Source organism: Acinetobacter nosocomialis, from assembly GCF_041021905.1.
GTDB classification, from domain to species: Bacteria; Pseudomonadota; Gammaproteobacteria; order Pseudomonadales; family Moraxellaceae; genus Acinetobacter; species Acinetobacter nosocomialis.
In genome coordinates this window covers 769,033-787,055 of the sequence record NZ_CP157432.1, presented here as the reverse complement: position 1 = coordinate 787,055, position 18,023 = coordinate 769,033, and the positions used below count along the sequence as shown (strand labels likewise).

Below are 18,023 nucleotides of genomic sequence, written 5' to 3'. Positions count from 1 at the left end.
TGAGGTTATTAATGGCTGGTGGTTCTCAAATCATTATTAATAAAGATGGTATTACCCTGATCACGCCAGGAAAATTTGAGCCGAAAGCTGGACAACACCTTTTTAAAGGCGGTGAAAAAGCTAATTATTCTTTACCCGAGATGCCTAACGTTCAATACCCTTTTAGTAATAAATTAGATGTTTATAATCTATTCCCAGATACATCAAATATTAAATATTCTGTTTTGCATTCAAATGGACAAGTAAAAACTGGCTTTCTTGATCAATATGGTAGGACTGGTCGCATCAAATCCAATGAAAAAGAAAAAGTTAAGGTTCTAATTGGTGGCGATGAATGGCACTACTATATTAGCCGTTTTGGTGGAACTATTGAGGATAATACTTATATTAAATTCCTAGATTTTGTAGGAGATCCTATACCAAACTTAGAATTTAACTTAAGCAATGATAATAATAAAATTCTTATGGAATGTAGAACAAATAATGATGGTGAAGCAGTATTTGTGTGTCCTAAAGATGATTTTCCAATACTATCCGTGAAAAGTTTAATTACTAATGAATTTAAGCCAATACTAAGAATAGAAAATAACTTAGTAAGAGAGATAATTTTAGTAAGCCCTAAAATTTTGAAAGAGATTGATTTATTACAAGAAACAGATGAGAAAGGCGATTATTTAAGAAGTAACTATCATAAATAATTGCATATTTAAAAAGTATTGTGAGTGATAAAGATGGCAAATGAACAGAAAGATTTACAACAGAAAGTAAACCAGAATGGTAGGCCTGTTTCAGTTTTTACTAGAGAACATCTCGAAACTGCTGGTAATGTAGCTGCTAAAACTTCAGATGTATTAGGGTATTTAAAAGATGGAACCTCCCTTGTAGATAATTACAATTTTAGATGGGGTCTTATACATTCAAAAAATACGCCTTTGTTTAGTAAAGAAAGGTTGGAAAAAGCTAAGGAATTTCGATTTTATAAAGAAAATTTTAAAGGTAATCAGTATACAAAAGTATTCGATACTAAAAAATTTGGTACCAAGATTGATAAATTGGGATCAAAAGCAGGTAACTTTGCAGACGGAGTAGAGTTAACGTTAGCTATCGTTGATAGAAATCCTGAGGCCCTTGCAACAAAATCTTCTACATTAGTGTTATCTAAAGCTGGAGAAAAGACAGGTGAAATCGCTGGGCTTGCTGCTGCTGGAAAATGCGCAAAAGTAGCAATAAAACGGTTAGATCCTAGAAAAGCCACAGTTGTTGGCCTCACTTGTGCTGGTGCAGCTATAAGTTTGAAATACTGGTTAAAAGACAAAGGAGATGAGTTAGGAAATACCGTTGGAAAAACAAAGACTGCTATAGAAACAGCTCAAGGCGTTCTCGATGCAGTAGATATCTTAGATCAAGTTGAAACAAAAGCAGCCGAGAAAGCAAAGCAAGAAGCCATCAAAAGAGAACCAATGTTAGAATGGCACATAATTGGAGCAGATTAATCTAAAAGAGATATATTATGAGTTTAAAGTATTTAATAATTTATAGCCTCCTAAGTTTTACTATTCTAGGTACTATAGGCTGCTCAAAACCACTTTCATCACAAAATACTAATCAAAGTGAAACAAACCAATTATATGAACAAGGTGGTAAATATTTCTTAGGCAAAGGTGTTCCTAAAGACTATCAAAAAGCCTTTTCTTACTTCCAAATGGCAGCCGAAAAAGGATCACCTATCGCTCAAAATGATTTAGCCGGGATGTACTTTAAAGGTATTGGAATTCAAAAGAATGAAGAAAAAGCTTACTATTGGTATGAGAAAGCTGCTAAAAACAACTTTCCAGAAGCTCAATATAATTTGGGTTTGATGTACGATAATGGCTATTATGTAAATAAAGATAGATCAAAAGCTTTAGAATTTTATAAATTATCTTCTGATCAAGGATATGCTAAAGCTCAATATAATTTAGCAAATGCTTATCTTTCAGGGAATGGAATAAAAAAAGATATTAATTTAGCACTAGAATTATATAAGAAAGCTGCAGATCAAAATCTTTCTGAAGCTCAATATAATTTAGCAAATATTTATTCTGATGGTACTCTTGTTAAACAAGATAATGAAAAAGCTTTAGAGCTATATATAAAAGTAGCAGAAAAAGGTGTACCTGAGGCCCAGAATAACCTCGCCTATATGTACGCTAATGTCTACTCAGATTATGAAAAAGCTAAATTTTGGTTCCAAAAAGCTGCCGACAATGGATATGAACCAGCAAAAGAAGCTTTACAACAATTTCATTAAATTACAATAAAATTACAAATTATATAAAAATAGGTTTATTAATCAGTACACTCTGAATATCAAACCTATTTTTATTAACAACACTTTTAATAATCAGAAAAAATTTATTTTGAATTACTTTTATTTTCTTAAATATAAACTTTTTTCAATTTTTCCAAATAGAATCCACTTAAAAAATCATCTTCTCAAAAATAAAATATAAAAAGTATAAATAAAAATTACCGCAAGTAAGGTTAATAGAATTCCTTGTATTTCTGAGAAGAAAATACTTAACCAAGATAATCTATAATTAAATTCTTCATTCGAAAGAAATAACTTAGATGTACTGGGGGAATTCTTATTTATAAATAATTTTATTGTCTGATCTTTTACAGCCTTATTAAAAAGCTGTTTATTCTTTTCTTTAAAATAATCACAACGTTCAAAAATATATGTTTTATATATTCTAAAAAAAACTTGGTTTTGTTGAAAATAGCTTTTATTTCCATAATTATATTGATATGAAACTGCTAGATTTGCCATTTTATCCCCGCCTCGTCCCCAAGGACTTGAGCACTTAATTTCATAATTTAAGATCTGAAATTTTTCTAGCCGCACCCAAGTTGGATGAGTTACATTAAAGATTTTTAACTTAGCAGCAGGAATACTTGTGCATAAAAAAATTAAAACAAGTAAAAACAACACAAGATAGAGACTACTATAGAAAAATTTATTCATAATTCAAAACTATAATAGATTAATTTTTAGCAAATGTTAGATAATTATATACTATTAACATACAAAATAGTCCTCTATTACTTTTTAGACGTGACAGTGAGATATATAATTAAACCAATTAAAACTAAAGTTATTAGTTGGATTTCCAACATAAGATTTATCATCCAAGAGTTTCTAAATGATAAACCCTTTTTGGTTATTAATATTTTTGATTTTTTTGTATCTGGTGAAATAAAAACTTTCAATTCATTATTTTTCTTTATCTCATTAAATATAGATAAATTTTGGCCTTTCATCTCATCACAGTTTTCAGAAATAAATAATCTATATACAACCAAAAAATCTTCTTTTTCTGATGTATAAGTGGCATTTCGATACGTATATTGATACTTTATATCTCCACGAGCATTCCTATCCATTCCTCGTCGCCAAGGTTTACTTGAGCAGTAAATCTTGTAATCTAAAATTTTATAATCTTTTAATTCAACCCAATCAGGATGAAGTAATTTAAAAATTTTCAATTGTAGATTAAAAGATGAAGTTACAACCAACAAAATAAGAAAAACAGCTAATAAGGATAAAATAATTTTTATAAATAATTTCATTATTAATATATCCCAACCAAAATAACAATTCTCAAATTAAAATATAAATATATTTCATATATCCTTAGCGGCTAAATATTAGCATAAAAATAAAATTTTATTGAATAACCTTAAGTATAGTCACCGTATACTATTTTATTATTTATCCCCCTCCCCCAAAACTTCTCCAACACCACATCTCTTTCATCCAAACTATTTGAGCTTAAAACCTGTAGCAGTAAACCATCGATCAGGTTTAAAACCATGTCTGCATCAAATTTGAAAGCACGGGTTTCACAACTAAAAATCAGGTCAAAAAGTTCCCGATGTAACCATTTTCGGTATTCAACTGCCATACGGTAGGCTTGCGGGTACAGCCGTTTTATTTCAAAAACTGCCTTAAGCAGCAAATGGTACAGACTGTTTAAATTGGTATGTAACACAATAATTTCTTTGAGTTTATCGTGCTGGGTGTAGTAACGACTTGAGTAAATAATGGAGAGTACTTCTTCTTTGAGTAGACTTTTTTGAAAGGCGATGCACATTTCAATTAGGCGTTCTTTTGAGCCAAAATATTTATAAAAGGTGGTTTTGGTTATTTGGGCCTTTTCAACAATGAGGTCTACCCCTGCATTATGGAACCCATACGTGGTAAAGAGTTGGATGGCAGTTTGAATAACCTGTAATTTTCTGGAAGATATTTCTAAAGTTGGCATAGTTTTACCGTTATAAATTCTTGTTGTTTCTAAATGAGATAAAAAGCCTGTGCCCTTTCTGGGAGAAAAAAAGGCACAGCAAAGCCGTAAGACGGTGCTTGGCACATCTCAAGTTTTATTGTTGATATGATTTTTTAGTCGTAACGAGCTAATGCTTTAAAACTTATATTTAATGAAAAAGTTCTAAAGATGAGCTAAACGATATAGGAATAAAAGGTTTGGCAGTGGTTGCCAACAAAATAGACATGTTGCGCATGAGCGAACTCCTTAGGTAAAAGAAGTCCTACCGCATTACTGTCAAATAATGGTGGTAGAACGAAAAGGGGTTGACAGACTGAACCTAAGAATCAGCACACCCGAAGGTGTCCCCCTTCCGTCCTACCGCAACAAAAAAGGGGGACGAACGAGTCTACATTAAAAAAACAAGTTTTTTCAATGTACTTAGGTTCTGGCCTGTCAAAGCCAGCTGGCAATGTGGCCAGCACGCAAAGCATAATCTGAGAGTTGAGATGTGTCAATGTAGCTTTAATGACAAGTGATTAAATTTCTTATTGTTTTTCATTAGATTAACTTAATTATTATTTATGATATTATATTTAATTGTATTTTTAAAATTAAACAGAAGCGATCCATGCTTATTGATTTCTTAATGAGTCTTTTATTATGGAACAACGAAACACTAAGTGGGATTAGACAGTCTCTGTCTGCCCCACTTGGTGATAAGCACGGTTAAAGTAAACCAAGCTTTGGTCATGTTGGCTTTGTTTAATCGCCACAATCGGACATATAAAAATCGTATGTGTGCCGACTTGTTGAATTTGTTCAATCTCGCAATCGAAACTGACCAAAGCATCCTCTAACACAGGTGAACCCGTTTCTAACTCAATCCATTCGCCATGTTTAAAGCGTTCTTCTGGTGTGAGTTTAGATGAAAATGCTTTTGAAATATGTTCGTGATGCGCACCTAAAACATTTACCGTTAAGATTTTGTTATCTAGGAAATGTGCATGTGAGCTCGCAGCTTGGTTCATACAGACCAATAATGTCGGCGGTGTGTCAGTCACACTACAAACAGCAGAGGCAGTAAATCCAAAACGGCCAGACATGCCTGCCGTGGTCACAACGCTAACCGCACTTGTGAGTAAAGACATTGCATTTCTAAAGTCTGTTGCTTGAACCATGACATTATTCCTAAATTGAACCGTACCTTGTCCTATGTGTTTGCTATACCGCCCAACTCCATCAGGAAGGTACTATCGACATGCGATCTGATTAGAGCGACATGTAGTAAGTAAAATGAGGGTTACTTGTTTGATTATCAACTGCCATCAAAAAAGTAACCCTTTATACCACTTATTGGTAAATATTAAGCAGTAAGATCATAACCAGTCAGTTCTCGGCGAACGATTTCTGCACCTGCACTTAAGGCATTTAGCTTGCCGCGTGCCACTTCACGAGAAAGAGGCGCCATACCGCAGTTTGTGCACGGGTAAAGCTTGTCTGAATCTACAAACTGAAGCGCTTTACGCAGTGTGTTAGCCACTTCTTCCGGTGTTTCAATCTGGTTAGATGCGACATCAATTGCCCCGACCATGACTTTTTTACCACGAATAAGTTCGAGTAAGTCGATTGGCACACGCGAGTTGTGACATTCTAACGAGATGATATCAATGTTAGAAGTTTGAAGTTTCGGGAAAGCTTCTTCGTACTGGCGCCATTCTGAACCGAGTGTCTTTTTCCAGTCAGTATTGGCTTTAATACCGTAACCATAGCAAATGTGCACCGCAGTTTCACATTTTAGACCTTCAATTGCACGCTCTAAAGTCGCAATACCCCAGTCATTTACTTCGTCAAAGAAGACGTTAAATGCAGGTTCGTCAAACTGAATAATATCTACGCCAGCAGCTTCTAACTCTTTCGCTTCTTGGTTTAAGATTTTGGCAAATTCCCAAGCAAGCTTTTCACGGCTCTTGTAGTGACCATCATAAAGTGTATCAATCATAGTCATTGGGCCAGGTAAAGCCCACTTAATAGGTTGATCAGTTTGCTGACGTAAAAACTTTGCATCTTCAACAAACACAGGCTTTTGACGAGACACCGCACCTACCACAGACGGTACACTTGCATCGTAACGGTCACGAATACGAACTGTTTCACGCTTCTCAAAATCTACGCCATTTAAGTGCTCAATAAATGTCGTCACAAAGTGTTGGCGGGTTTGTTCGCCATCGCTGACAATATCAATGCCAGCAAGTTTTTGCTCGTGCAACGCTAAACGTAGCGCGTCTTTTTTACCTTCAATTAAGCCTTCGTTTTCGAGTTTCCACGGAGACCAAAGCTTTTCAGGTTCTGCAAGCCAAGACGGTTTAGGTAAGCTGCCAGCAGTTGAAGTCGGTAATAATTTTTTCATGTTAAATGACCCGTATGTTGATTAATTAGGAGCGTAATTAGCAGACCACTGCTCAAGAATCGCTTGGTATGGTTTGATAAATTGCTCTTCAACAAACTTCCCCTGCTCTATAGCCAGACGGCTACGTTCTTCACGGTCATACACAATTCGAGTAAGTGAATAATCTTGGTGTTTCAAGCTTGGTTGATAAGACTTTCCAGCCACTGAATTTGCATTGTAAATTTCAGGACGATAAATCTTTTGGAATGTTTCCATCGTACTAATGGTACTAATCAACTCAAGGTTGGTGTAATCACTCAACAAATCACCAGTAAAATAGAACGCTAACGGCGCAACGCTATTTGGCGGCATGAAGTAGCGAACTTTTAAGCCCATTTTTTGGAAATATTCATCGGTTAATGAATAGTCTTCTTGCTTGTATTCAACACCCAAAACCGGATGTTCATTTTCAGTACGGTGATACACCTTACTTGTTGAAATGCTTAAGCAAATCACAGGTGCCTTTTTAAACTTGGCTCTGTAAGTTTCAGAGTTAATAAAACTCTTAAACAAGTTACCGTGCAATTCGCCAAACTTTTCTGGCGTGTTAAACGTAGACTTATTTTTGTTGTGATCTAACAACAGCACACTAAAGTCATAGTCACGTACATAAGACGAGAAGTTGTTACCTACAATGCCTTCGATGCGTTCATTGGTCTTTTTATCAACAATATTGGTTTTCAATATTTCAATGAGAGGAAGCCCGCTAGTACGGTTTTCGGCGTCAATATTCATTTCAACAGAAATGATTTCAAGTTCAACCCCATAGCGGTCGCCCTTAGGGTTGTCCCAATGAGCTAAGGCATTGAAACGATTGTCGATCATCCGTAAGGTATTGCGCAAATTTTCTTCGCGGCTCATCCCTCTCGCCAAGTTAGCAAAGTTGGTTGTAATACGCGTATTGTCTGCTGGACGATAGTTCTCATCGAAACAAATACTCTTAATCGTAAATGTAAATTCTTTACTCATTTTGATCAGTACCCTAATTTCTGAGATAAACCTAAAAAATCTTTTTGCTCTTTTTGAACTTTCCAGCCTTGTCAGTTTTGTGCCTTGTGGTCTTATCAAAAGTGAATGACTGGAGCGCTTCAGAGCATGGATAGATTTATACCGCAATCACAACATGAATAAAAATGATTTAGTCTCATTCAAAACTGAGTGAAATTCATGTTTAGGGTTTTATAAATAAGTAGGGAGTTAAATATTTTTCATCTTAGTTTTTTTTAGACAGCACAAACGAGACATAAGGGGCTCTCGTTTTAATACCTATAATTTTATAATTTATTATTATTTTCAATTAATTAAACAATTTATCTTTAAATAAAACTGCTCAACCTAAAGCAATTTATGTTGACTCTCATTCATCTCTGCTTTTAGCCATTCTAAAAATAGGGTTTTGCGTGGATCTTCCTCAAAAGCACTATGAGAAAGTAAAAAATAGGCTGAATTATCTTGTATAACAGGTGAATTTTTATGTGTATTAGGTATGATTCTGCTTTTTACCAAGTTTCAGTAGAGCTCGTTAATTTTTAAGAAACTTTTTTATATATTACTGTTAATATTAAAACGCATGATAGATTTCCCAATCCTTCATATCTCTATAAATCAAGGATGATGAGCGAATACATTTATTATGGAAATCAAGCAAATAAAGTATTTTTTGACGGTCGTTGAATCGGGCAGTATTGGAAAAGCTGCCCAAAAACTCGATGTCGGTGCTTCGGCGATTAGTCAGCAAATTAGTAAGCTCGAGCAAGAGTTAAGCATTCGCTTATTACAGCGTAATGCTTTTGGTGTGACCCCAACCCCAGCAGGTCTTGCCTTTTTAAAACACTCGCAACTGATTTTGCGTCAAGTGAACTTTGCCATAGACGCTGCCCATTCAGCACGGCTATCTGGTCATGTGAGCCTTGGTTTTCCACCGACCATTACCGCTTTGATTGGCATCCCTTTAATGAAACTAATGTCTGAACGTTATCCAGATATTCGTTTAGAGATTGTGGAAACCCTGTCGGGGAACCTGATTCAGTCGATTAATTCACGTCAGCTTGATATCGCCATTATTTTTACCAATGAAATTGATAAACAGTGGTCTATACAGCCTTTAGTACGCGAGCAAATGTATTTAATGGCACGCAAAGAAGTGCTCGAAAAATACGGCCTTAGCGAATGTATTAAAAGCGGAATTATTCAGTCGCAGCAAATTGGCGATATTCCTTTAGTGCTACCACGTCAGCGTCATAGCTTACGAAAACTGCTTGAGCACAAGATTGGACAGCTTAATGTCGTCTATGAAATTGATGGCTTGCATTTGCTTATGGACAGCCTGATTCATCTTGACCTTGCAAGTGTGAGGCCCGGAAGTGCCTGCCTGCAAGAGTATAAACACAAGCTGCAATTGCTTAAGGTTGTCGACCCTGAAGTTGAACGAATTAACTACTTAGTAAGTCTTGCCGAAGAAGAATTATCACCCGCTGCACTTGCTGCCAAGTCAGCCATTAAGGCCTGTGTGAAAGAGTTAATTCAAAATCAAATTTGGCCATGTTCTGAAATTATTGTTTAAAGGGTCATTAATTTTTCTAAATACCTAATTAATTTTCGCCTCTCACTCCTCCCTGCTTTTTAAGATTACATTTTTATACGAATGATAAGTGGTTTTCTGTTTATCGAAATATAGATGTGTAGTTTTAACTGGAAACAAGGCATCACATTTTCTACCAAGGACACCTTTAAATCTCATCTCTAACCCATTTCCTATTTAGGTTTATTGATTGAATCAATTTACGTCCAAACTTTGAAGATCGTGAATGTTTCCATTTTGTCAGGCCAAGGAGGTCTCCAATGGATGTCGTTAATAACCGTAGGGCTACTTTTAAAAAAATATTAAACGTAACGAGTGGCAACTTTTTAGAACAGTACGATTTTTTTCTTTTTGGTTTCTATGCCACCTATATCGCAGCAAAATTTTTCCACTCAGATAATGAATATGTCTCTTTAATGATGACATTTACCGTGTTTGCTGCAGGCTTTCTTATGCGTCCTCTTGGCGCTATTTTCTTGGGTGCCTATGTCGACAGAATTGGTCGTCGTAAAGGGTTGATTGTGACTTTAAGCCTGATGGCTATCGGTACGATTTTAATTACCTTTGTACCGGGTTATGACACCATCGGTATTATGGCCCCTATTTTAGTGGTTATTGGCCGTCTGTTACAGGGCTTCTCGGCAGGTGTTGAATCCGGCGGCGTGTCGATTTACCTTGCAGAAATTGCAACCGATAAAAACCGTGGTTTTATTACTAGCTGGCAGTCTGGTAGCCAACAAATTGCGGTCGTGTTTGCAGCGTTATTTGGTTATTGGCTCAACACCGTTTTAACTCATGCACAAGTGAGTGAATGGGGCTGGCGTATTCCATTCTTAATTGGTTGTTTGATCATTCCTTTAATCTTCTTATTCCGCCGTACCTTAGAGGAAACTGAAGCATTTAAAGCACAAAAAACTCATCCTTCAACCAAAGAAATTTTCAGCACATTGGCGAGCAACTGGCGCATTGTACTTGCCGGCATGATGATGAGTGCGATGACCACAACCACGTTCTATTTCATTACGGTTTACACAACAGTGTATGCAAAACGTACTTTAGAAATGTCGGTCACAGATAGCCTTTTAGCAACCGTGTTTGTAGGTTTATCGAATTTCTTCTGGTTACCAATGGGTGGCTTACTTTCAGACAAAATTGGTCGCCGTCCAGTGTTAGTGGGTATTACGACTCTTGCGATTTTTACCAGCTACCCAGTTTTAAGCTGGTTGGTAAGCGATATTAGTTTTTCAAACTTACTGATCACGCTTGCTTACTTCTCGTTCTTCTTTGGCATGTACAACGGGACTATGGTCGCAACACTTGCCGAAGTAATGCCAAAACGTGTTCGTACCGTTGGCTTCTCTTTAGCGTTTAGTCTTGCAGCCGCTATTTTTGGTGGTATGACTCCAATGGCATGTACTTTCCTTGTGGAAAACACTGGCAATGCAAGTACACCAGCGTTCTGGCTCATGCTTGCTGCGGTATGTAGTCTCATCTCAAGTTTATATCTATGTCGCGGTTCTAAGCAGAACAAATCTGACGCAATTGCTGAACCTGCAAAGGTTAGCGCTTAAAACAACTAACTACTTAACCTGAAATTTTAATGAAACAGTACGGCAGATTTTAAGTCTCCGTACTGTGCTCTCCTGTCATTAAAAGTGAGATACTATGAAAAAGTCCCCTATCTTCATGACCATTTGCCTAGCTGGTGCAGGCTTAGGTTCAACGCTTGCTAACGCAGATACCCTCGAAGTGATTAGCTCTGGCGGTTTCTATTCATCTATGGAAAAACTCATTCCAATATTTGAAAAGCAAACTGGTCACACAGTTCATCTTTCTTCTGGTTCATCTATGGGTGCATCGCCAACTGCAATTCCAAACCGTCTTGATCGTGGTGAACGCTTTGATGTGGTGGTATTGGCTGCTCCTGAATTGAACAAACTTGCAGAAAAAGGTTATGTCGACCCAAACTCACAAAGCGCTTTAGTCAATTCAAGCATTGGTATGGCTGTGCCTAAAGGTGCACCAAAACCAGACATTAGCTCTGCAGCAAAATTTGAAAAAGTTTTATTAAATGCCAAGCACATCGGCTATTCAGCAAGTGCGAGCGGTACACATCTTGAAAAAGATGTTTTCCCAAGCTTCCCACCTGTCGAGTACAAAGTGATTGCTGGTAAAGCAGAAAAAGTAGTCGGCGACCGTGTTGCAAAACGTATTGCCGAAGGTCAGTTTGATATTGGCTTCCAGCAAATTAGTGAAATCAAACCTTTCACTGGCCAATATGGGCAAGTTGAGTTAGTTGGTCCAATCCCTGCGCCTTACCAAAAAGTTACCGTGTTTGCTGCCGGTATTGGTAAAAATTCGGAACATGCAAAAGTCGCAAAAGAACTTATTCAATTTGTGAAATCGCCTCAAGCGACACGAATTATTGAAGAACAGGGTCTTGAGCAGGTTAAACAATAAAAGCTCTAAAAGGCAGCATTTTGAGAGGATGTTGCCTTTACTCTTTGAACGGTTTACGCAGCACAATAGAACAAAATATAGCGTAATAAACCAGTGTAGAATAATTAACAAAGGACAAAGTAGAATTTGCCGTGGAACTTAAACAATTAAAGTACTTTATTGCAGTGATCGAGTCTGGAAGCTTGGGTAAAGCTGCAAAAAATCTCGATATTGGAACGTCTGCATTAAGTCAGCAAATCTCAAAATTAGAAAGTGAGCTTTCTATTCGCCTTTTACAACGTACTGCTTTGGGTACGGTTCCCACCCCTGCGGGTTTAGCTTTTTTTCAACAGGTTCAACTGGCACTTAGACACCTAGACCATGCGGTAGACTCTGCGCACTCCTCACGTTTAAGTGGTCATGTCACCGTGGGTTTTTCACCGAGTGTCGCATCGGTTATTGGCACGCACTTTTTAAAACTCATGAGAAACCGTTATCCGGACATTAAAGTCCGTTTAATCGAAGGCTTATCAGGTGACTTAAAAGCTTTAGTTAATGCAAGGCAGCTCGATGTTGCAATCATCTTTAGTGACGATGTCGACCCACAGTGGGCCATACAGCCTTTAGTCAAAGAACAGATGTTTTTAATCTCGCCTAAAGAAGTGCTGAGTCAGTACCATCTTGAAAGCTGTATCGACACTCAAACCATTAATCATTCGCAGCTTAAAGAACTTCCTCTGATTTTGCCAAGCCAACGACATGGACTACGCTTGTTGCTCGAACAGAAAATTCATCAACTTAAAGTGGCCTATGAAATTGATGGGCTGCATTTGTTAATGGAAAGCATTAGCCAACTCGAAATGGCAACCATCCAGCCTGCGGGTGCATCGCTAAACTCGGGGCAAGACCTATGTTTGCTACGCGTTGTAGAACCTGCCATTGAGCGTATTAACTATTTAATTAGTCTCTCTGAAGAAGAACTCTCACCAGCTACTTTAGCCACCAAAGTGGTGATTCGCGCTTGTGTCACCAACCTCATTAATGAAAAGCGCTGGCCTGGTGCTGAACTTATAAACACTTAAGCCATTAGTGTTTATTTTTACTAAACACCCATTCAAGCTTAGCCTCTCACTTCACCTTCCCTTTTAAAGCTACATTAGCCTTAGCTGAGAAAGGGAGAAATCCATGCATGATGTAATTGTGATTGGTGGTGGGAATGCCGCACTGTGTGCCGCGCTCACGGCAAAAGAAAGCGGCGCTTCTGTGCTTGTAATAGAAGCAGCGCCTAAAGAATGGCGTGGTGGTAACTCACAACACACTCGTAACCTTCGCTGCATGCATGATGCTCCTCAAGATGTATTAGTCGATGCTTATCCCGAAGAAGAATATTGGCAAGATCTACTTAAAGTCACTGCCGGAAAAACCAATGAACACTTAGCTCGTCTGGTGATTCGTAGCACGGCAACCTGCCGCGACTGGATGCGTAAACATGGTGTGAATTTTCAGCCACCGCTATCGGGTGCTTTACATGTTGCACGTACCAATGCCTTTTTTATGGGGGGCGGTAAAGCTCTTATTAATGCGTACTACCGTAGTGCTGAAAAACTTGGTATTGAGATTTTATACAACACAAAAATTAAAGATCTAAAGTTAAACCAAGGACACTTTGAAGCTGCAATTGCTGAAGATGGCCGTGTATTTAAAGCGAAAAGCTGTGTATTGGCTGCAGGTGGTTTTGAGTCAAATTTAGAATGGTTAAGAGAAGCATGGGGACAAAATGAAAACGGCGAATGGCCTGCCGATAATTTTATTATTCGCGGAACCCGCTTTAATCAAGGCAACTTACTCAAATTTATGATAGATCAAGGCGCCGATATTATTGGTGACCCATCGCAATCGCACTGTGTCGCCGTAGATGCACGCGCACCGTTATATGACGGCGGCATCTGCACTCGTATTGACTGCGTTTCACTGGGTATTGTGGTCAATAACAAAGCCGAACGTTTTTACGATGAAGGCGAAGACTTCTGGCCAAAACGTTATGCGATTTGGGGCCGTCTTGTTGCCAAACAGCCACAGCAAATTGCCTATTCGATTATCGATTCAAAAGCCATTGGCCGCTTTATGCCACCTGTGTTTGCGGGTGTAAAAGCAAATAGCATTCAAGAGTTAGCCGAAAAAATCGGGCTAGATGCAAAAACCTTATGCCACACCGTAGAAGAATTTAATCAAGCCTGTGTGCAAGGCACCTTTAACCATACCGTTTTAGATGACTGCACCACCGAAAATATTGTTCCCAACAAAACCCATTGGGCGGTTCCTCTCAATCAGCCACCTTTCTATGCCTATGCCCTTAAACCCGGCATTACCTTTACCTATTTAGGTTTAAAAGTCGAAGACGATGCTGCTGTACGTTTTAACAATAAGCCAAGCCGCAACCTATTTGTCGCAGGTGAAATGATGGCAGGTAATGTACTCGGTCAGGGCTATACCGCAGGTGTCGGCATGTCAATCGGAACGACATTTGGGCGAATTGCCGGAAAAAATGCCGCCCACTATGCACTTTCACAAGGAGTTGAACATGAATGCTAGTACCAAAGCCCTAATTCCAGTTGTTCAGCTCTCTGACCATGAGCAGGAAGTTCAAAGAGTGCTACAGATTTGTAATGCTTGTCGTTACTGCGAGTCATTTTGTGCTGTATTTGCGGCGATGACCAAGCGCCTTGAGTTTAACCAAGCCGATATTCATTACCTCGCAAACCTATGCCATAACTGTGGTGCTTGTTTACATGCTTGCCAATATGCCCCGCCACATGAGTTTGGTGTAAATATTCCAAAAGCGATGGCGCAAGTACGTTTGGAAACTTACCAAGAGTTTGCGACCCCTCAGCCTTTAGGCCGACTTTATAAGTCTGTAGGAATTCCTTTTGTCTCAGCATTATCAGCTATTTTCTTTTTATGCATGTTAGCTGTGGTGTGGTACAAAGGCACTGATCTGTTTGCAGGCTATCAAGGTAATTTCTATGCGATTTTCCCTCATAACTTTTTAGCTCTACTTTTTGGAGCGACCTTTACAGTTGCGATTGTTTTGCTCGGTATCGGAATTAGTAAATTTTGGAGACAGACGTCTAAAGTTATTCACGGCAAAATTGAGAAACCCGACCTTATTCAAGCCTCTCAAAATGTTTTAACGCTTAAATATTTAGACGGTGGACATGGCAAAGGCTGTAATGAGCAAGATGACCGTTACACCCAAATCCGCCGTGTATTCCATCACCTCACCTTTTATGGCTTTATGCTCTGCTTTGCAGCCACAGGTGTAGCGACTTTATATCACTATTTCCTAAACCTACATGCCCCTTACCCAATCTTTAGCTTACCTGTGATTTTAGGTACTTTGGGTGGGCTTGGCTTAGTGATTGGACCATCTGGCTTACTGTATTTAAATCTTAAACGTCATCCATTACATGGTGACCGCGAGCAAAAACCTGTAGATCGAGGCTTTATTTTCCTTTTAATTTTAGTCAGTGCTTCAGGCTTAGCTCTTATGGCATTTCGCAATACACCTTATATGGCACTTTTACTGATTTTCCATTTAGCTACGGTCATGACCTTCTTTATAACCATGCCATTTGGAAAGTTCGCACACGGTTTTTACCGCAGCGCGTCTTTACTCAAATTTGCCATCGAAGAACGCATTTCTAAAAAGTCATAATTTCATTCAAAAGTATTCACTATCTTGGCGTAGTGAATACTTTCATTATTTTAAGATCAAAATACTTCATACCTTGCCTACTTTTTACTATTTAAAATTCCCAAGCCATACATCGGCCACTTGGTACTCGCTTTAATATTATTAATCAGCATTGCCACCAAAACTAAAGAAACTGCGCCGACCAAAACAGGGAAAATCAAAAAGCTCCACTGGTAATGTATGCTGCTCGCAGTAAGCAAAATAACCAAAGGATTGGCGCCAGCAGGTGGATGCACACACTTAAACACTTGCATGAGTGCAATTGCACAGCCCACTGAAAAAGCAATTGTAAAAATGGAAACACCAACAAATTTTAGAAAAAACAAACCTACAAAAGCCGAAATAAGATGCCCAAATATAATATTTCTCGGCTGTGCCAAAGGTGACTGCGACACGGTATAAAGCAATACACAGGTCGCACCAAACGGTGCCATGATAAAGATATTATGTGTGAGCTTACTCAACCAAAGAAGTATAAAAATACTAACTGTACCCCCAATAAGGCTTCGCAAAATGTCAATTTTATTGGGCGATGGAGCCAGTTTTTCTTTGCCATAAAAGATAGAGAACATGGTTTTTATTCCTGAAACAAAAGTTGCTTTTTAAAAAGCATATAGATAAAATCTCAAATAGTACAGATCTGTACTATTTTATTTTTTGGAAAAGTTTTATGTCAAAATCTGCCTTAAAAATATTAGATACAGCCGAGAAGTTATTTAATGAAAATAGTTTTGTCGGGGTGGGCGTTGACCTGATTCGCGATGAATCTGGCTGCTCTAAAACCACCATGTACACTTACTATAAAAATAAAAATCAACTGGTTAAGTCTGTGCTCGTTGCACGTGATGAGCGATTCAAGCAAAGCCTTTTGGGCTATGTTGGAGATACAACCGGGTTGGAAGCCATCAATAAAATTCTGGATTGGCACACCAACTGGTTTAGGCAAGATTTTTTTAAAGGATGTTTATTTGTAAGAGCAGTTGCTGAATCTAACCAAGATGACCAAGACATTATTTCTATTTCTAAAGCCCATAAACAATGGATTAAAGAGCTCATAGCCGCAAACTGTAATATGCCGAATGGTGAAGCTTTATCTGAGCTAATCTATACGGTGATTGAAGGCTTAATTAGCCGCTTTTTAGTCGATGGTTTCGATGAAACACTTGCGATAAATATGAAAAGTTCAATTAATCAATTATTTAATATTAACAAAAATTTATAATTGCAGCCCTAGAGCTGCAATTGAATAGATGAGATTTTGATTAAGCAATCTTCCCATCAATAATGCCCTTCTCTTTTAATGCAGCAAGCTCTTCTGCTGTTTTAAATCTCGATAAGATTTGAGCAGTATGTTCGCCTAGTTCTGGTGGTGCATGATGATATTCAACTGGAGTATCAGATAACTTGATTGGTGAACCAATGGTTTGGAAGTTTTCATTTAAACGATGAGGAATATTTACCACCAAGTTGCGATGTACGATTTGTGGTTCAGCCAAAGCATCTTCAATAGAATTGATAATACCTACGGGTACTTTAAGCGCATGAATCATGTCGACCCACTCTTTGGCAGTTTTCTGCAAAAAGTGCTCCGACAATAAAGGAATCAATTCATCTCGATATTTGACGCGGTCTTGGTTACGCACAAACTTTTCATTTTCGAGTAGTTCTGGATAACCAATTGCAATACATAAATCTTTAAACTGTTTGTCATTACCACAAGCAATAATAAATTCTTTATCTTTAGCCTTAAAAGTTTGATAAGGCACAATACTTGGGTGCTGATTACCCATGCGCTGTGGCGCTTTACCCGAAGCTAAATAATTCATGCCCTGATTTGCGAGTGCCGCGACCTGTACATCAAGGAGTGACATATCAATATATTGACCACGCCCTGTGTGCGAACGTGCAATCAGGGCAGCTTGAATCGCGATGGTTGAATACAATCCCGTTTGAATATCTACCACAGCCACACCAACCTTTTGCGCCCCGCCACCTGCTACATCATCAGGCTCACCGGTAATGCTCATTAAGCCTGACATACCCTGAATAATAAAATCATAACCGGGCTCTTCTGCACGTGGACCATCTTGTCCAAAACCGGTAATCGAGCAATACACAATATTTGAGTTCAACTCACTTAATGACGCGTAGTCCAAACCATATTTAGCCAAAGACCCTGTCTTATAATTTTCAATTACCACGTCAGCAGTCTTGGCAATTTCATAAATTAAGGCCTGACCTTCGGGTGTGGTTATATCTACCGCAACCGAATATTTATTACGGTTAGTACACTGAAAGTAGCCAGATTCACGAGTAATGTTTCCGTCTTGATCAGGCATCCATGGCGGTCCCCACATACGGGTATCATCACCGACTCGAGGACGTTCAATTTTAATCACTTCCGCGCCAAGGTCTGCCAAGATTTGCCCACACCACGGCCCTGCAAGCACACGACTTAAATCTAAAACTCGAATTCCTTGTAATGCACCCATA

The 18,023-nt window shown here is 38.2% G+C and carries 18 protein-coding genes and 1 pseudogene; 10 read left to right on the top strand and 9 right to left on the bottom strand.

Going from position 1 to position 18,023, the window contains the following annotated elements; translation table 11 throughout:
• Positions 1 to 11: 11 nt before the first annotated feature.
• Genes ABLC00_RS03730 through ABLC00_RS03720 form a run of 3 tightly spaced genes read left to right on the top strand, consistent with a single transcriptional unit; the run spans position 12 to position 2,290 of the window.
• Positions 12 to 698 (top strand): type IV secretion protein Rhs, encoded by a 687-nt coding sequence (locus ABLC00_RS03730; RefSeq protein WP_033854640.1) that lies wholly within the window; start codon positions 12 to 14, stop codon positions 696 to 698.
• A gap of 33 nt (positions 699 to 731) precedes the next feature.
• Positions 732 to 1,493 carry a hypothetical protein gene (locus ABLC00_RS03725; protein WP_033846712.1) on the top strand — a complete coding sequence of 254 codons (762 nt, stop codon included), beginning with the start codon at positions 732 to 734 and terminating at the stop codon, positions 1,491 to 1,493.
• 17 nt (positions 1,494 to 1,510) lie between these two features.
• Entirely contained in the window at positions 1,511 to 2,290 is a 780-nt protein-coding gene (locus tag ABLC00_RS03720; protein WP_033846711.1) for a tetratricopeptide repeat protein, read from the top strand.
• A gap of 177 nt (positions 2,291 to 2,467) precedes the next feature.
• Here ABLC00_RS03720 and ABLC00_RS03715 read toward each other — a convergent pair whose 3' ends face one another.
• From ABLC00_RS03715 to ABLC00_RS03685, 7 genes and pseudogenes are all read right to left on the bottom strand, one after another.
• A complete protein-coding gene (locus ABLC00_RS03715) occupies positions 2,468 to 2,812 on the bottom strand; it encodes a hypothetical protein (protein ID WP_227517038.1) in 345 nt (114 codons plus the stop codon).
• Positions 2,813 to 3,084: 272 nt separating this feature from the next.
• A complete protein-coding gene (locus tag ABLC00_RS03710) occupies positions 3,085 to 3,612 on the bottom strand; it encodes a hypothetical protein (RefSeq protein WP_033846709.1) in 528 nt (175 codons plus the stop codon).
• Between the two features lie 110 nt (positions 3,613 to 3,722).
• Positions 3,723 to 4,307, bottom strand: a complete 585-nt coding sequence (locus ABLC00_RS03705) for a TetR/AcrR family transcriptional regulator (protein ID WP_033846708.1) — start codon at positions 4,305 to 4,307, stop codon at positions 3,723 to 3,725.
• Positions 4,308 to 4,996: 689 nt separating this feature from the next.
• Entirely contained in the window at positions 4,997 to 5,488 is a 492-nt protein-coding gene (locus tag ABLC00_RS03700; RefSeq protein ID WP_002061574.1) for a flavin reductase, read from the bottom strand.
• A 185-nt stretch (positions 5,489 to 5,673) separates the two neighbouring features.
• Entirely contained in the window at positions 5,674 to 6,717 is a 1,044-nt protein-coding gene (locus tag ABLC00_RS03695) for a methionine synthase (protein ID WP_033846707.1), read from the bottom strand.
• Positions 6,718 to 6,738: 21 nt separating this feature from the next.
• On the bottom strand, positions 6,739 to 7,725 hold the full coding sequence (locus ABLC00_RS03690; RefSeq protein WP_348941225.1) for a DUF1852 domain-containing protein: 987 nt from the start codon (positions 7,723 to 7,725) through the stop codon (positions 6,739 to 6,741).
• Positions 7,726 to 8,091: 366 nt separating this feature from the next.
• A pseudogene (locus tag ABLC00_RS03685) lies at positions 8,092 to 8,229 on the bottom strand (LysR family transcriptional regulator); the annotation flags it as partial.
• Between the two features lie 160 nt (positions 8,230 to 8,389).
• On the opposite strand from ABLC00_RS03685, the gene ABLC00_RS03680 reads away from it, so the two are divergent.
• The 6 genes from ABLC00_RS03680 (at position 8,390) to tcuB (ending at position 15,491) form a co-directional block, all read left to right on the top strand.
• Entirely contained in the window at positions 8,390 to 9,319 is a 930-nt protein-coding gene (locus tag ABLC00_RS03680) for a LysR family transcriptional regulator (RefSeq protein ID WP_004710433.1), read from the top strand.
• Positions 9,320 to 9,597: 278 nt separating this feature from the next.
• On the top strand, positions 9,598 to 10,908 hold the full coding sequence (locus tag ABLC00_RS03675) for an MFS transporter (protein WP_000383643.1): 1,311 nt from the start codon (positions 9,598 to 9,600) through the stop codon (positions 10,906 to 10,908).
• A gap of 94 nt (positions 10,909 to 11,002) precedes the next feature.
• Entirely contained in the window at positions 11,003 to 11,797 is a 795-nt protein-coding gene (locus ABLC00_RS03670; RefSeq protein WP_022575918.1) for a substrate-binding domain-containing protein, read from the top strand.
• Positions 11,798 to 11,928: 131 nt separating this feature from the next.
• Positions 11,929 to 12,858, top strand: a complete 930-nt coding sequence (locus ABLC00_RS03665; protein ID WP_033854636.1) for a LysR substrate-binding domain-containing protein — start codon at positions 11,929 to 11,931, stop codon at positions 12,856 to 12,858.
• 103 nt (positions 12,859 to 12,961) lie between these two features.
• Positions 12,962 to 14,368 (top strand): FAD-dependent tricarballylate dehydrogenase TcuA, encoded by a 1,407-nt coding sequence (gene tcuA, locus ABLC00_RS03660; protein WP_033854635.1) that lies wholly within the window; start codon positions 12,962 to 12,964, stop codon positions 14,366 to 14,368.
• Positions 14,358 to 15,491 carry a tricarballylate utilization 4Fe-4S protein TcuB gene (tcuB, locus tag ABLC00_RS03655; RefSeq protein ID WP_033846701.1) on the top strand — a complete coding sequence of 378 codons (1,134 nt, stop codon included), beginning with the start codon at positions 14,358 to 14,360 and terminating at the stop codon, positions 15,489 to 15,491. Before tcuA ends, tcuB begins: the two co-directional genes overlap by 11 nt.
• Before the next feature lie 77 nt (positions 15,492 to 15,568).
• On the opposite strand, the gene ABLC00_RS03650 is transcribed toward tcuB, so the two are convergent.
• A complete protein-coding gene (locus tag ABLC00_RS03650) occupies positions 15,569 to 16,102 on the bottom strand; it encodes an HPP family protein (RefSeq protein WP_033846700.1) in 534 nt (177 codons plus the stop codon).
• A 98-nt stretch (positions 16,103 to 16,200) separates the two neighbouring features.
• On the opposite strand from ABLC00_RS03650, the gene ABLC00_RS03645 reads away from it, so the two are divergent.
• Positions 16,201 to 16,752: a TetR/AcrR family transcriptional regulator gene (locus tag ABLC00_RS03645; RefSeq protein WP_033846699.1), complete on the top strand. Its 552-nt coding sequence runs from the start codon at positions 16,201 to 16,203 to the stop codon at positions 16,750 to 16,752.
• A gap of 40 nt (positions 16,753 to 16,792) precedes the next feature.
• Here the strand turns inward: ABLC00_RS03645 and ABLC00_RS03640 are convergent, their stop codons facing one another.
• Entirely contained in the window at positions 16,793 to 18,022 is a 1,230-nt protein-coding gene (locus tag ABLC00_RS03640) for a CaiB/BaiF CoA-transferase family protein (protein ID WP_033846698.1), read from the bottom strand.
• Position 18,023 lies beyond the last annotated feature (1 nt).

Excerpts from the sequence above, each read along its gene's own strand:
- ABLC00_RS03730 (WP_033854640.1), top strand. The coding sequence starts at position 12 with ATGGCTGGTGGTTCTCAAATCATTATTAATAAAGATGGTATTACCCTG.
- ABLC00_RS03725 (WP_033846712.1), top strand. The coding sequence starts at position 732 with ATGGCAAATGAACAGAAAGATTTACAACAGAAAGTAAACCAGAATGGT.
- ABLC00_RS03720 (WP_033846711.1), top strand. The coding sequence starts at position 1,511 with ATGAGTTTAAAGTATTTAATAATTTATAGCCTCCTAAGTTTTACTATT.
- ABLC00_RS03715 (WP_227517038.1), bottom strand. The coding sequence starts at position 2,812 with ATGGCAAATCTAGCAGTTTCATATCAATATAATTATGGAAATAAAAGC.
- ABLC00_RS03710 (WP_033846709.1), bottom strand. The coding sequence starts at position 3,612 with ATGAAATTATTTATAAAAATTATTTTATCCTTATTAGCTGTTTTTCTT.
- ABLC00_RS03705 (WP_033846708.1), bottom strand. The coding sequence starts at position 4,307 with ATGCCAACTTTAGAAATATCTTCCAGAAAATTACAGGTTATTCAAACT.
- ABLC00_RS03700 (WP_002061574.1), bottom strand. The coding sequence starts at position 5,488 with ATGGTTCAAGCAACAGACTTTAGAAATGCAATGTCTTTACTCACAAGT.
- ABLC00_RS03695 (WP_033846707.1), bottom strand. The coding sequence starts at position 6,717 with ATGAAAAAATTATTACCGACTTCAACTGCTGGCAGCTTACCTAAACCG.
- ABLC00_RS03690 (WP_348941225.1), bottom strand. The coding sequence starts at position 7,725 with ATGAGTAAAGAATTTACATTTACGATTAAGAGTATTTGTTTCGATGAG.
- ABLC00_RS03680 (WP_004710433.1), top strand. The coding sequence starts at position 8,390 with ATGGAAATCAAGCAAATAAAGTATTTTTTGACGGTCGTTGAATCGGGC.
- ABLC00_RS03675 (WP_000383643.1), top strand. The coding sequence starts at position 9,598 with ATGGATGTCGTTAATAACCGTAGGGCTACTTTTAAAAAAATATTAAAC.
- ABLC00_RS03670 (WP_022575918.1), top strand. The coding sequence starts at position 11,003 with ATGAAAAAGTCCCCTATCTTCATGACCATTTGCCTAGCTGGTGCAGGC.
- tcuA (WP_033854635.1), top strand. The coding sequence starts at position 12,962 with ATGCATGATGTAATTGTGATTGGTGGTGGGAATGCCGCACTGTGTGCC.
- tcuB (WP_033846701.1), top strand. The coding sequence starts at position 14,358 with ATGAATGCTAGTACCAAAGCCCTAATTCCAGTTGTTCAGCTCTCTGAC.
- ABLC00_RS03650 (WP_033846700.1), bottom strand. The coding sequence starts at position 16,102 with ATGTTCTCTATCTTTTATGGCAAAGAAAAACTGGCTCCATCGCCCAAT.
- ABLC00_RS03645 (WP_033846699.1), top strand. The coding sequence starts at position 16,201 with ATGTCAAAATCTGCCTTAAAAATATTAGATACAGCCGAGAAGTTATTT.
- ABLC00_RS03640 (WP_033846698.1), bottom strand. The coding sequence starts at position 18,022 with ATGGGTGCATTACAAGGAATTCGAGTTTTAGATTTAAGTCGTGTGCTT.